Here is a 14,482-nt window from a genome sequence, read left to right on the forward strand (position 1 = left end):
TATCAGTTTGGTTCCTCGGTCTGCTCTAGAGCTGCGGAGAAAATTGACGCAAGCTCATCATTTGCCTGCGCATCCAAACTAGCAGCTCGCTCTCTCATCCACGTTATACGCTTTACTTTAGCATTGATGCTGCTGAATCGGTCGTTATCACGCGGTATCGGGATTGGAATATCCTTAACATCGTCAGGTTCGATGTGGTCCTGATTGGTCCCGTAAACGTTGCGCAGCAGCAGTGCTTGGCCAAGCTCTGACCGTAGAAACTGATATACATATCCCCTCCGGACAGGATCGTCGATTACGACTCGGATGAGGTTATTATTTCCTATCGAGCCATCATGAACGCCGGAGGTCATGCCCACTCTGCCCAAAAGTTTTCCTGCAGTGCCGCTGTCGACAATCAGGATCCAATCCCGCTGCAACCTCAACACGTCCAAAGCGCGACGTTGAATAGACGTTGCTCTATTAACATCGAGATATTTCGCGCTCTCACCGCGCTCCTCGAAGAAAGCCTTGGGGGTATACATTCGGATTATGCCAGGACCAGATGTAACACTGTCCTCCGCGAACGGTCTCTTAAACCGAGGCCCGTTAAAGACTTGAGCGAAATCGCCAAGCCTTTCGACTGTCCAATCTTCCGTTCCCGCCAACTCGAGAACTTTGGTGATAGCTGACTCTGCTTGCGGAGCGAAACGAGTTGGATTCATCCGCATTTCAACAGCGCTAGTGATCTTCGAGAGTGAAGTTATCCATGCAGCTTCATACTCAAGGGGACGTCCACTACGAAAACTCCGCCAAGCTTCAGCGATCCGATCGAGATCGTGATCCAGAACGTATGCTCCATTCTCGACCACAAAAGCGCCAGCGTCATTGGTTTTGTAAATCTCCCGGCCCATGGAGTCTTGCCCCACTTTTTGACTTGCGGCCATGAACACAGGATAATCTTCGTTTCTCGCAAACCCTTCAGATTTCTTCTTTTCAAGAAAAAGAATCGATGCCTTCGTTCCATTGAAGGGCGCAAAAGTGTTCGGGTGGCAGTTTACGACGCCCAATATGCGGGTATGTCTCAAAACATACTGTCTTGCTGCCAATGCATCTCGATTGTCCAATACGCCTCGCGCCAAGACGATGCCTAGTTTTCCACCCGGAGCAAGAAGTTTGATGCATTGCTCGAGAAAAAGGATTTCTGGTGGCACACCATCGCTATCGTTTAGGCTGTCGGTTTTTTTAAGCCAACCGTCTTTCGATGTAGTCCAGACATGACCCAATTCAAAATTGGTTAGGACATCACGATTTCTCTCTCGTAGCTCGTGGCTTGCACCAAACGGAGGGTTTGAAAGGATAATCGTGGGAAGCAAGTCCTTCTCAAGTCCATCTTGAAGTGGGAACCCAAGAGGTAGTGGGTCTTCAGGCTTACGAAGTGCATTCAAATGAACGATGCCACCATGCCCGTCGCCATTGAGAATCATATTTGTTTTAGCTACGCGAACTAGGCGAGGCGCTATGTCGCTGCCATAAAGTTTTTCACTGACCGTCCTAAGCGCTCTTGATCTTGCCGTTGCTGCGCGATTGGAGGATAGAATTTTGCGGCGGACATGCCGAAGAGCTGCAATGAGAAACCCGCCTGATCCACAGGTGGGATCATAGATGCGATCCCTTTCACCCGGATCGATCATATCGACCATCATGTTTATGAACAGCCGATTCGTGAAATACTGTCCTCGGGCTCCTTTGAGGTGGGACGATACATATATTTCAAAAGCCGTCCCGATGACGTCGTATACCTGTTCCGTTTCGTCGTCAGCGAGGAATTGGAAGGGTTGCAGCTCATTGACAACACTAGCAATGTGCTCGTCTCGAAGGGAAATTTTTTCGTAGGGAGGAAATACATCGGAGTGATCAGCCACGACCTGAGCAAAGAGCTCATGCACGCGCCCTGCCGCTGTATGAATACCTTCTGGTGTGGCGAACTCTTCAGGCGAGCAACGAAATTCACATATCTCGCCCTCGTTTTGCTCGTCTCTATATTTCGCCAAAATGATTCTTAGCATATCGAGAGCAATATCTTCCGAGTCAGAACCTGCTCGATAAATTATATTGTGGCACCGTTGGAAGACAGTTTTTAGCTCGCGTGGTGGACGCAGGTCACTTTTCTTGTAGTGACCTACTGTATCCCATGTTTGGCCAAACCGCGGAATATTGGTCCAAGGTGCCAGTTGAGCTTCAGGAGCAACAACTTGACGAAAGTAAGCAATGTCATGTCCGTTAAACCAAACGCCTCCGGATGCTGAACTGGCTGAGATATATGAGGCCAGTTGCCCATGCCCAATGGTTTTAGTCGGCGCTTTCGTTTCGACCACGATGGCGATTTGGCCTTGCGACTTACTCGTAGCCGCTGCTTCCGTTTGGAAAACGACGATGTCGGCAAATTTCACGTCGCTACCAATATTGATTGGAACCTCAAAGCGCATACGCGCTTTAGGGTAGCCATACTCTTCGCACAGCACCTTTGCGTAATATTGACGAACGCGTTCTTCAGGTCCATCCGCTCGGGAAATCGTGTTATCGAGGTAATCGACGATTCGACCTGCCGGGTTCAGTTCAACCGTCAACTCACGAATGGATTCCAGTGGGGTTCTTTGATCGGCTGTGCTCGACATGGGCTCTCTCCTAGAATCAGTGTGCTGTCTTAGGTCAGACCTAGTTCACTGACAAGGATTGAGGCTTGTGAAATTGGTTCAATGGCGGCACATCATTGGCACATATCATTCGGTGTCATCCTCACCGATATGAACGGCCCGCGCATCACAGCGCCGACCAGACTGTGGAGAGGTGGCAGAGTGGTCGAATGCACCGCACTCGAAATGCGGCATACCTGCAAGGGTATCGTGGGTTCGAATCCCACCCTCTCCGCCATTGATGCAAAAAAGCGTAATTTTATCAATGTGTTGTAATTAATTTGCGCCTTCGCCCCACAAAATGACCCACATAATTGTTGTGTGAGGATCATCATCGTTGGCTTGGCTGTTAGATAAGTGTCGCGAACGTCGCACCGTGGGTAAAGTCTTCGTGCCTAGGCCCCGAAAAAGTTCGCTTTGCGCTCTTGGTTGACCAAAGAGTGCAGTGGCGTTTTCTTCAGCCTCGACTTATCTCATGCAAAAGTAGCTCGCACCATTTGTATGGCCTCCTGCTCCAGGTCTGGCGGATATCCAAACTTCTTGAGGATGCGTTTCACTAGGATGCGCATCCTGGCGCGGGCACTTGCCTTGTGTTGCCAATCAACGGTGACTGAGCCCCGCATGTTCTCGACCAGTTCGTGGGCGATCACACGCAACTGTTCGCTACCCATGACCTCGACGGCCGTCTCATTGCCAGCAAGCGCGTCATAAAAGGCGATCTCCTCCGGAGAGAGACCAAGCTCATCACCACGTGCGGTCGCCGTTTGGATTTCCTTCGCCAGCGCGATCAGTTCCTGAATCATTTCGACCGTCGAAATCGCATTGGCATGATACCGGGCCACCGCCTCCTCAAGGCGTCGAGAGAAGGTCTTGGACTGAACGACGTTGGTTTTGGACCGGCTCTTGATCTCCCCGTTCAGAAGCTTCTTCAGAGCTTCCAGCGCGAGGTTCTTCTTTTCCATCTTCTGGACGTCCATCAGGAACTGGTCAGAGAGAACAGAGATGTCGGGCGACTGCAGCCCCGCAGCCTTCAGGATGTCTACGATCTCGGCATTGGCTACGGCCTGGTTGAGAAGCTGCTCCACCGCCATTGATTTGGCCTTGTCGGACATCTTGCCGGTAGCCGTGGTTTTCACCAGAGCGGCGCGAAAGGCCTGGAAGAAGCACACCTCATCACGAATTTCCGTTGCCGCATCGCTGGCGGAGGCAAGGGCATAGGCCTTGCTCAGCTCCAAAACCGCATCCTGATATCGGCGATGCGCCTGTTTCTTGATCTCTGGGCTTTCGACTTTTGCTGCTTCCGCCTGCTGCCACTTCAAGATCCAGTCGATGCCGTCCGCCAGCGCCTTCAGCCGCTCGATAGGCTTGCCCGTGACACCCAGGCTGTAGTCATGCCCGGTGAACATGCCCCGGACGATCTCGTATTTCTCCAGGAGGACGGCGACGGCTTCCTCTTCATCAATCCCCGTCTTGTCTCGATCGGACTGGGAATACTGCGCGAGCGCCTTCTTCAGGTTGGTGGCGATGCCGATGTAATCGACCAGGAGGCCGCCTGGCTTCTCCTTGAAGACACGGTTGACGCGGGCAATTGCCTGCATCAACCCATGACCCGCATCGGCTTGTCGATATACATCATGTGCATGCAGGGCGCATCGAACCCCGTAAGCCACGTGTCGCGCACGATGACCAGTTTCAGCGGATCATCGACCTTTCGCGCCCGCTTGGCGAGATCGTCGCGGCCGGACATTGCCTTGGCGACCCTCGCCGTTCGGATGCACATCGACTGTCATGTCTGCTAACAGGATAGATCAATCCGGCGCTTGGGTGAAGCCGGTTTATGTCAGGCAACGTACTTGCGATCGATCACTCGAGTGAGGAGGACGATCGCCTCTGATCGGTCGAGTGGCGCTCAACGGCTGATGAGGGCGGAAGTTTGCTTGGTCCGATTGCCGGTCTTTCCTGGCGTTTCCACGTCATCGAACATTCGAAGAGCGAGTAAACAAATGACGACCAGCGACAGGCGGGTAATAACGGGCTCCTGTGCTCCTAAGGAATGACGCGTGGTCGTCAGCTCGCACGTCCGCAATGGCGAGGCGCCCTGACGTTTTTGCGAAATCAGCACCTTCGATAGTGCCCGGCGTTCAATACCGGGGTTGCAATTACGCGCGCAACGAGCGAATTGACCTCTCAACGGTCGGCAGGCTCCGACAAGTCGCGAGCCTTGTGCCTCACTATCGAGCCACGAAGGAGGTGTTAACCCCGATATGTTGCACCAGCCGCCCGCGTCCCGGACGTCACAGCCTGATGAGCACCTGCCCAAAAGCAACTGGTTTCGCACGGGCGGTACTACGGCGCTGCGATCTGCGTGCGCTCCATTTTTTATCTACGGCACGACGGCGGGCGAAAAAGCGGATTTGATCAGTGTTCTGGTGTACTCAGCCGAAGGCCGGTTGAAGATGGCGTTTGTCTCTCCCTCCTCGACAATCTTTCCGTTTCTCATGACGATGACGTAATCTGAAATGGCCTTGATGACGGACAGGTCGTGGCTGATGAAGATGTAGGAAAGGCCGTGGGCCTTCTGTAGATCACGCAGGAGGTCGATAACCTGGCCCTGAACGGACCGGTCCAGCGCCGACGTGGGTTCGTCAAGAATGATGACCTCTGGTTTGAGAATAATGGCGCGGGCAATGGCGATACGTTGGCGTTGCCCCCCGGAAAATTCATGGGGATAGCGGTTGCGGGCGGCGGGATCGAGGCCGACTTCCTTCAGCGCCTCGATTGCGCGCCTGTCCCGTTCCGCACGGTTGAGGTCCCGGTCGTGGACGAAGAGCCCCTCGGTGATGATCTCGCCTACTGTCTGTCGCGGCGAAAGCGAACCATAGGGGTCCTGGAACACGAGCTGGAGATGCCGCCGTAGCGGCCGCATGGCCTTTCGATCAAGCCCGGTGATTTCCTGTTTTCCGAAGAAAATCCGGCCATCGGCCTGGATCAGGCGCAGCAGAGCGCGACCGAGCGTGGATTTGCCTGACCCGGATTCGCCAACAATGCCGATCGTCTGTCCCTGATGAAGATTGACGTTCACGCCATCAACGGCCCGGAACTTGCTCGATTTCGACAGGAAGCCGCCCGGAATTGTGTAATCGATCGTTACGTTCTGGCCGGAAAGCACGATCGGAGCCTCTCGGCTGACTACAGGCTTGTTCCCTCGGGGCTCGGCATCGAGAAGCATCCGGGTATAATCCGCCTTCGGGCGCACGAAGATATCCTCCGTGGTCCCAGCCTCCACGATTTCCCCCCGTCGCATGACCGCGACGCGATCGGCAAAGTGGCGGACGACACCGAGATCATGCGTGATCAGCACGATCGCCATCCCGAAACGCTGCTGCAGCGACTTCAAAAGATCAAGGATCTGGGCCTGGATCGTAACGTCGAGGGCGGTGGTCGGTTCATCCGCAATCAGGATGTCCGGCTCGTTCGCGAGCGCCATGGCGATCATGACGCGCTGGCGCTGACCACCGGAAAGCTCGTGAGGATAGCTGTCTATACGCCGCTCGGGCTCCGGAATTCCGACGAGCCTCAGCAGTTCGAGAACGCGTGCGCGCGCCTCCTTTTTACTGCCACCGCGGTGGTGAATGATCGGCTCGGCAATCTGCGCACCGATCCGGTAGAGAGGATCGAGCGAGGTCATCGGCTCCTGGAAGATCATGGTGACTTTCGCGCCACGGATTTTGTTAAGCTCGCCGACAGGCAGTCCAAGAAGTTCCTTTCCGCGATATTTCGCCGAGCCGCTGATGGCGCCATTGGATGCAAGCAACCCCATGATGCCCATCATCGTCTGGCTTTTGCCAGAACCGGACTCGCCAACCACAGCGAGCGTTTCACCCTGTTTAACGTCAAGGTCGATGCCCTTGACGGCATGGACAGTGCCATCCGGCGTGGTGAAATCGACCTTGAGGTCGCGAACGGAAAGAATGGTGTCAGTTGTCGTCTTCATGTCAACGATCCTTGGGATCGAGTGCATCACGCAACCCATCGCCGACGAAATTCAGCGAAAACAGGGTCAGCACGAAAAAGATCGCCGGGAATATCAGAAGCCACGGGGCGGACTGGATATTGTTGGCACCTTCGGAAATCAGCGCTCCCCAGCTTGTCAACGGCGCCTGAACGCCGAGACCGAGGAAGGATAGGAAGCTTTCCAGAAGAATGACTTTGGGCACGACGACCGTCACGAAAACGACAACGGGCCCGATCGTATTGGGGATGATATGACGGCGGATAATCTGCCAGTCGCTTAGCCCCAGAGCCTGCGCCGCACTGACAAATTCCCGTCGTTTCAAGGCGAGTGTCTGGCCACGCACGATGCGCGCCATGTCCAGCCATTCCACCGCGCCGATGACGAGGAAGATCAGGATGAAGCTGCGGCCAAAAAAGACGACCAGAACCACAACCAGAAAGACGAAGGGGAGTGAATAGAGGATTTCGACGAAGCGCATCATCACATTGTCCACGCGCCCTCCAATATAGCCCGCTGTTGCACCGTAGACCACGCCGATTCCCAAGGAAACGAGGCTCGCCAGGACACCGACCGCAATCGAAATCTGACCGCCAAGCATGACGCGCGCAAGCATGTCGCGGCCGTTGGAATCTGTACCGAAGAAAAAGTATTCGCGGTTGACGTCGCCTTCCAGCTTCAGCGTGCGTCCGTCGTCTTCGGTCGCAGTCACCCTGGTATTTTTGAATTCATTGGCACGGTCGAAGTAGCGTGTTGCGCGCGGATCGATTGCGCTGCTGGAGGTGATGGTCGCCGTGAAAGTCTGGCCTTCAACGGCAAATTCCTTCAGCTCGACGCGGGCCCGGCTCGCAACACCCTCCATCACGTCCTGAAGGTTATTCACATCAGGGCGTGGCTCGAGACTGGGTGCCACCGAGACATAGGAGGAAAACACCTGATCATAGGTGTGCGCCAGGAAATGAGGCCCGACGAACGAGAACAGAGTGATAAGGAGTAACATGACGGAACCCGCCATGGCTGCCTTGTTGCGTCTGAAACGCAGGACTGCCAGCTGGAACAGGCTGCGGCTTTTGATTTGTTGCGAATGAGGGTTAGTGCCGGGGCTATCAGTCATGTCTGACCCTCGGATCAAGAAGGCCGTAGAGAATATCGACGACTAGATTGAACAGGATGACGAAAATGGCGATGAGAACAACGGTGCCCATCACCAGCGTATAGTCACGATTGATGGCGCCGAGAACGAAGTAGCGGCCGACACCGGGAATGGTGAAGATCGTTTCGATGACTGCCGAGCCAGTCAAAAGCGCGGCGGCGCAGGGAGCGAGATAGGAAACGACCGGCAGCATTGCCGCGCGCATGGCGTGGAAAACGACGACGCTGCGCGCGGGAAGGCCATAGGCCTTGGCCGTGCGGATGTGGTCCATTCGCAGTGCCTCGATCATGGCACCGCGCGTCAGCCGGGCAATGACCGCAAGCTGCGGCAGCGCAAGTGCGATCATCGGAAGAATGAGGTAGCGTAGCGACCCGTCACCCCAGCTGCCTGCCGGAAGAAGCCCGAGCAGCACGGCAAATACAAGCGTGAGAACAGGGGCCACGACGAAGTTCGGGACGGTGACGCCCACTGTCGAGATTGACATGATCGAGAAATCGAAAGCGCTGTTTTGCCTGAGTGCTGCGAGCGTGCCGGCGAGCACGCCGCCCACCAGAGCCAGCAACAGGGCATAACAACCCAGTTCGAGCGAATAGGGCAGGCCCTTGCCGATCAGCTGCGCGACGGTGTTGTCCTTATAGATGTAGCTTGGGCCAAAATCGCCAGTGACGGCATTGCCGAGATAGATGAGATACTGGCGCCATAGTGGCTCATCCAGATGATAGGTTCTCATCAGATTTTCCATGGTCTGCGGGGGGAGGGGACGTTCGAGATTGAACGGACCACCGGGCGCAAAACGCATCAGGAAAAACGAGATCGTGACGACGATAAACAACGTCGGCACGGCGCTCGCCAAACGGCGCAGAATAAACGAGATCATGTTTTTGGGCTCCGGCATGGCACGGTGGCGGGGCCACCGTGCCAGTGCTGCTTATTCGGAAACGCTCAGGAAGCGGCTGAGGTGTTGATTGGCAGCGTTGTCCACCCAACCCTTGACGCGGTTGGACACCAGCCAAAGATCGGCCTGTGTCAGAAGCGGCGCTACCGGCTGTTCCTTCATGAGGATCGTTTCGGCCTCGTGCAGCAGCTTGGAGCGAGCTGCCGGATCCCTTTCCTCATAGGACTTCTTCAGCAATGCATCATACTCGGCGTTGTTGAACTTCGAGTAATTGAAGGTCTTGTTGGACGAGATGGAGAGCGCAAGGAAGTTTTCCGCATCCGCATAGTCAGCGACCCAGCCAGCACGCGCCACATTGAACTTGCCGCCTTCCTGGAGGTAGCCGTAGTGCGAGGCAACGTCGAGGTTCACGAGGGAGACCTTGGCGCCAAAGGTGTTTTTCCACATGTCGGCAATGGCGGTCGCAACGCGTTCGTGGTTGGGGTTGGTATTGTAACGGATTTCGATGGATAAAGGCTTGCCACCTTCACCGTAACCGGCCTCCTTCATGAGCTTTAGAGCTTCGTCTTCGCGATCAAGCTGCGACAGGGCTGCAAAGTCGGCCGTGGCGGGCTCACCGTAGGAATCCATGCCCGGGGGAACCATCGAATAGGCGGGAACTTGCGAGCCGCTGTAGATTTCCTTGGCGAGGAATTCGCGGTCGACAGCCATGGATAGCGCCCGGCGCACGCGGACGTCGTCATATGGCGCTTCGCGCGTATCGAAGGTGTAGTAGTAGGTCGCGAGCGTCGGTGAAACGTGCACCTGGTCGCCATAGGATTTGCGCAGACGGTCGATCTGGTCAGCTGAAAAATTGTAGGCGAGGTCCATTTCCTTCGCCTCGAAACGGCGAACGGAGGCGGCCTGGTCGTCAACCGGGTAGAAGATCACCTTGTCGATCTTGGTATTGGCAGCATCCCAGAAATTGGTGTTCTTGACCACAGTGAGGCTGTCGTTCGGAACATGAGCTTCGAGTTTGTAGGCGCCGTTCGACACCATCACGCCCGGTTTCACGAAATCCGCGCCGTTCTTTTCGTAACTCGCCTTGGAAATGGGCAGAGCCGTTTGATGGGCGAGCAGTTCAAGGAAGAACGGCGTCGGCCGCTCAAGCGTGATCTCCAGGGTCTTGTCATCCACCGCCTTGACGCCAAGCTGGTCAACAGGCGTTTCGCCCTTGTTGATCTTTTCGGCGTTCTTGATCGGGTAGAGAATATTGGCGTATTTCGCTGCGGTCTTCGGGTCTTCGACGCGCTTATAAGAGAAGACAAAATCTTCCGCCGTCACGGGTGTACCGTCCGACCACTTCGCATCGGCGCGCAGTTTGAACGTGTAAACGGTACCATCGTCAGACAGCGTCCAGCTTTCGGCCGTGCCCGGAATGATCTTGCCGGTCGCGTCATAGATGGTCAGACCTTCATAGAGATCCTTGACGATGAAGGCCTCGATGTTGATGGAGGTCTGTGCCTGATCGAGCGTCTGTGGTTCGCCGGCATTACCGCGGTGTAACACTGTTTCTGCAAGCGCAGAGCTCGCCCCCAAGAGAAGCGCAGCCATCACCACCGCGACCCGAGACCTAGCATTTATCGACATTTTTTCTTTCCCCGTGACTATTGAGCCGACAAATATGGCCAAATCGCCAGGAAGCGCAACCGAGACGAAATCATCAGGTAAAATTGCCACTGCAGAGCCAGGGGTAGGAGAAGCGGATGCAGCGCGTGCCCGAACTTACAAATACCGTCGCCCAAATCTTCTGTTATTTTGGTGCCTCATCGCGTCTGGCAACTCTGCAGTCGGGCTGAGGCGCCGGCAAGGCAAGAGGTTGCCATCAGCCAGGTTGGAAGCGGACCGGCACCGGGTGTTACTCCTGCGGGATGAAAATACCAGCGTTACAACCATGTCGATGGAGAGATTGCCAGGTCGCTCCGTGACAGCGCAATCCCTCTTTCGAAACCGTTTTGTGCGGCACCGTACGAAAGCGATTTCGACCGGACTTAACCATGTTGGTTCCAGCCGCTTTAAGTTTCGTTCACGTAGTCTGGACGAAACACAGGCGGATATGAAACGATGCAAACCCTTCTGCAGTCGAAATGGTTTTGGAGATTTAGCCTGCCCGTCATGGCGTCATTCGCCATCTGCGGGCTGCTTCTCTTGTCACTCTATTTTGCGGCGATCGCAAGCGACGGTATCGCAGTTGCAAGGCAGCGTGACGTGGTCGCCCTGACGGTATCGAAACTGAAGTCATCGATTGCTCATGATCAGGAAAGCGCCACTGTCTGGGATGACGCCGTCACGAACTCCCTTGCCCGTAATCCAGACTGGATGGAAACCAATCTCGGCGTATGGATGAATACCTATTTCGGACACGATGCAGCAATCGTGCTGACAGCGGACCTTAATCCGATCTATCAATTTCTTGTCGATCACAATGACGCGTCCACCGCCGATGGTTTGCGGACCGCCTATCTCCCGTTAGCGACGAAGCTGAAGGAACGCCTTATCGCAGGCGATCAGGACGGAACGAGTAGCAAGGTGCTTTCCATAGGAGAAGCCGACATCGTCTACGTTGGCTCACGTCCGGCGATCGTAAGCATAAAACCGATCGTTTCCGACACGGGTGATATCGAGCAGCAACCGGGGCGAGAAAATCTGCATGTTGCGGTCCGATTTCTGGACGGAGATCTCGCAGCAACGGTGGGTCAGGAATACCAGTTCGAAAATCTTCGATTTGCCCTTCATCAGCCAACGGACCCGCGTTTTTCTTATCTTGCGTTGCATTCAACATCCGGACAGGTCGTTGGCTACTTCGAATGGCAGCCGTTCAGGCCCGGCCAGCAAGTCCTTGAAGCTACCATTCCCGCGATCGCATTTGCTTTTTTTGCCATATTCAGTGCAGCGAGCGTCGGCGGAAACGCCCTCTGGAGACGCTCGAACCGATTGAAGGCGAACCAGGAGCAGTTGCAGTATCAGGCGGCACACGACATTCTAACCGGCCTTGCCAATCGATCGGAATTCAATGCGAGAGTTGCGACCGCCGCGCAAAATGCGAGGGAAGACGAGGCACACGCCGTGCTGTTCATCGATCTCGACAGGTTCAAGGAGGTGAACGATTCGCTTGGACATCCTGCAGGCGATAGATTGATATCACTTGTCGGGGCGCGGCTCACGAGCCTTTTGCCCGACAGTCTTGTTGCGCGGATCGGTGGTGATGAATTTACCGTCCTTGTCACATCGAACGATTTGCTGCAGCCCGAGCATGTTGCAAAAGCCATTGTGGACGACCTTCGATTGCCTTTCGAGATCGAGGAGACGCAAGTCACAATTGGTGCCAGCGTCGGAGTGGCCGTAAAGAACGGCGCCTTTGATGCAAACGAGGCGATACGTCAGGCCGACATCGCACTGTATCACGCCAAAGCAGCTGGCAGGAATACTTACGCAATATTCGGCGAGCACATGGACGAGTTGCTTCGCAAGAGAAGGGCTATGGAAGCTGACCTGCGGAAGGCGGTCAACGGCCGCGCGGAGATAGAGATATTCTATCAGCCAGTCTTCTCAGCACGGGACGGGATGCTCTGTTCCCTCGAGGCGCTGGCCCGATGGAACCACCCCACACTTGGATACGTAAGCCCCGGAGAGTTTATTCCGCTGGCCGAAGAGTGCGGTTTGATCCACGAAATCGGAGCCATTGTGCTAGAAGACGCCTGTTCCATGCTGGCGCACTTTCCCGACATCGACATCGCGCTCAACGCCTCCTTGCTGGAACTGTGTTCGCCGGCCTATCCGCTGAACGTGATTGCTGCGCTCGAAAAATGGAAGGTTTCGGCTAACCGCCTGGAAATCGAGATAACGGAAAGCGCAGCTACCGGAGAAGACGGTCGATCGGAACGGACCATTGCGGCCCTGCGCGCAGCCGGAGTAAGATTTGCGATCGATGATTTCGGAACAGGATATTCGTCATTCTCGCGGGTTCAAAAGATTGAGGTGGATCGCATCAAGATTGACAGATCATTCATCGAGGAAATCCACAGAAGCGACAACAGGGCTCTCGTCACTGCCATGATCAATGTCGCGCGGGCCAAGGGGTTGAAGATTACGGCTGAAGGTGTTGAGACAACGGAGCAGCGCGATGCTCTGGAGAGCCTCGGTTGCCATCATCTGCAGGGCTTTCTACTCGCACGGCCCTTGTCGCCGAATGCTGCTCGCGCGCTGCTCTCGGCCCCTGATCCCCTCTCGACGCTGCCCGGTCACGCGGGTTTCTGGCCTGACCGACAGTCGTATAACGTAAGCCGCTGATCAACCGTCGCGCTCCGCGGCGGGCGGAGCCAGCTAACTCTGCCCCCCCCCCGCTTGTTCCTCGCCCTGTTATCGCAAAACACGACCTGCTTCTGGCGAAATGCGTCGTTCGCCTCAACACCAATGGGATGCAAGCCTTCCAAGCTCGTCACATTGGCTCTGTGCAGGAACGAGGTTAGTCGCGATGCCTGGCAGATCCGAATTCGCGACCTCACGCCGAAAAAACAACCCCTGATAATCGGCAGATTGCTCGCCCGCCGGCCGTTATCTAGTTTCGGTCGAGGTTGACACGACAAAACGCGCGGGTGTCCATGTCCAATGAACCAAAAAGTCGCCTGCCATCGTTGAGTGCAGTCACGGCGGGCTTCATGTTTGCCTGTATCCTCGTCGGTGCCGCGATTGTGTTCAAGGTGATTGACGATCGAATGCTCAGTTTCCAGGAGGCAAGTCTGCGTACTGCCGTGGAAACCAGGGTACGGGGCGTTCAAACAGCCTTCGCCGCTTCCCTTTATCGAGAATGGACAAACCTCGAAACGCTGGGAAGGTCGCTTGCGGTGAGCCAGCCTGAAGAGATCCAGGACGATCTTTCAACGCTCGTGGGAAGCGGACGGGTTGTGTCGTGGGCAGGTTATGCCGGAAATGACGGCAAAGTCCGTGTCGCGTCAAACGGTCTGTTGGTCGGCGCCGACGTGTCATCCCGTCCGTGGTTTCAGAGGGGGCTTCAGGGCAACTTCGCCGGGGATGCGCACGAAGCGGTTCTTCTTGCGGCTAAACTTCCTGCTCCCGAAAGTGGGGAGCCGTTACGGTTCCTCGACCTGGCAGCCCCTGTAACCGGTGTTGGTCAGTCAGTAACAGGAGTTCTTGGGCTTCATCTCAATCTGGAGTGGGCAAAAGCCTACATTCGTGAGCTGAGTGATGCCCTGGACGTCGACGTCCTCATAGTCAATCCCGAGGGCAGGGCTGTTATATCGTCCACGAACGAGAGCCCTTCAAACCTGGATCTGCCAAGCTTTCGAAGAGCAAGGACAGGTGCCACCGGCGTGAGCCTCGAGTTATGGCCTGATGGCAAGAATTACTTCGTAGCCACGCTTCCCGAGGCCAGCTACCAAAGCCTACCGAGGTTCGGGTGGTCCATTGTCGCGAGGATCGATGCGAACGCATTCAGCAATGCGGCCAGTAGCTTCTCCAGCGGTCTTTTTATTAGTTTGTCTCTTCTGACCCTGCTCCTTCTGCTCCTCATGTCATTGTTCATTGTCTCGTTTATCCGGCCGTTCCATCACCTCGCCGTCAATGCCAAAGCCGTTGCGGATGGACAGAACGTATATCCCTACGAGAGCAGGAGAACTTCCGAACTAGCTACAATCGGCTCGGCAATTTCTCGCTTGCAGGCAAGTGCAGACCGGCAGGACGGCGGTTAA

Annotated in this window: 9 protein-coding genes and 1 tRNA gene; 3 read left to right on the forward strand and 7 right to left on the reverse strand. The window is 55.5% G+C overall.

Going from position 1 to position 14,482, the window contains the following annotated elements; all coding sequences use genetic code 11:
* Positions 1 to 2 precede the first annotated feature (2 nt).
* Entirely contained in the window at positions 3 to 2,657 is a 2,655-nt protein-coding gene (locus EYD00_RS18955; RefSeq protein WP_034500324.1) for an N-6 DNA methylase, read from the reverse strand.
* A 166-nt stretch (positions 2,658 to 2,823) separates the two neighbouring features.
* Between EYD00_RS18955 and EYD00_RS18960 the strand changes: the two genes are divergently transcribed.
* Positions 2,824 to 2,913 (forward strand) — tRNA-Ser (locus EYD00_RS18960).
* A 235-nt stretch (positions 2,914 to 3,148) separates the two neighbouring features.
* On the opposite strand, the gene EYD00_RS18965 is transcribed toward EYD00_RS18960, so the two are convergent.
* The 6 genes from EYD00_RS18965 to EYD00_RS18985 form a co-directional block, all read right to left on the reverse strand.
* Positions 3,149 to 4,273: a DUF3387 domain-containing protein gene (locus EYD00_RS18965; RefSeq protein ID WP_022563331.1), complete on the reverse strand. Its 1,125-nt coding sequence runs from the start codon at positions 4,271 to 4,273 to the stop codon at positions 3,149 to 3,151.
* A complete protein-coding gene (locus tag EYD00_RS26210; RefSeq protein WP_022563332.1) occupies positions 4,273 to 4,455 on the reverse strand; it encodes a type I restriction enzyme subunit R domain-containing protein in 183 nt (60 codons plus the stop codon). Before EYD00_RS26210 ends, EYD00_RS18965 begins: the two co-directional genes overlap by 1 nt.
* A gap of 603 nt (positions 4,456 to 5,058) precedes the next feature.
* Entirely contained in the window at positions 5,059 to 6,669 is a 1,611-nt protein-coding gene (locus tag EYD00_RS18970; RefSeq protein ID WP_022563334.1) for an ABC transporter ATP-binding protein, read from the reverse strand.
* 1 nt (position 6,670) lies between these two features.
* Positions 6,671 to 7,801, reverse strand: coding sequence for an ABC transporter permease (locus tag EYD00_RS18975; protein WP_108081779.1), 1,131 nt, complete (start codon positions 7,799 to 7,801; stop codon positions 6,671 to 6,673).
* Positions 7,794 to 8,717 carry an oligopeptide ABC transporter permease OppB gene (gene oppB / locus EYD00_RS18980; protein WP_045533877.1) on the reverse strand — a complete coding sequence of 308 codons (924 nt, stop codon included), beginning with the start codon at positions 8,715 to 8,717 and terminating at the stop codon, positions 7,794 to 7,796. Before oppB ends, EYD00_RS18975 begins: the two co-directional genes overlap by 8 nt.
* Positions 8,718 to 8,768: 51 nt before the next feature.
* Positions 8,769 to 10,364 (reverse strand): peptide ABC transporter substrate-binding protein, encoded by a 1,596-nt coding sequence (locus EYD00_RS18985; RefSeq protein ID WP_022563337.1) that lies wholly within the window; start codon positions 10,362 to 10,364, stop codon positions 8,769 to 8,771.
* Between the two features lie 474 nt (positions 10,365 to 10,838).
* Between EYD00_RS18985 and EYD00_RS18990 the strand changes: the two genes are divergently transcribed.
* Together EYD00_RS18990 and EYD00_RS18995 are read left to right on the forward strand one after the other, a co-directional pair.
* A complete protein-coding gene (locus EYD00_RS18990; protein WP_034500157.1) occupies positions 10,839 to 13,064 on the forward strand; it encodes a bifunctional diguanylate cyclase/phosphodiesterase in 2,226 nt (741 codons plus the stop codon).
* Between the two features lie 311 nt (positions 13,065 to 13,375).
* Complete coding sequence (locus EYD00_RS18995; RefSeq protein WP_072495000.1) at positions 13,376 to 14,482, forward strand: cache domain-containing protein; 1,107 nt, start codon at positions 13,376 to 13,378, stop codon at positions 14,480 to 14,482.

The sequence above is a fragment of the Agrobacterium sp. 33MFTa1.1 genome (genome assembly GCF_004328495.1).
In the GTDB taxonomy this organism is placed as follows: Bacteria; Pseudomonadota; Alphaproteobacteria; order Rhizobiales; family Rhizobiaceae; genus Agrobacterium; species Agrobacterium pusense.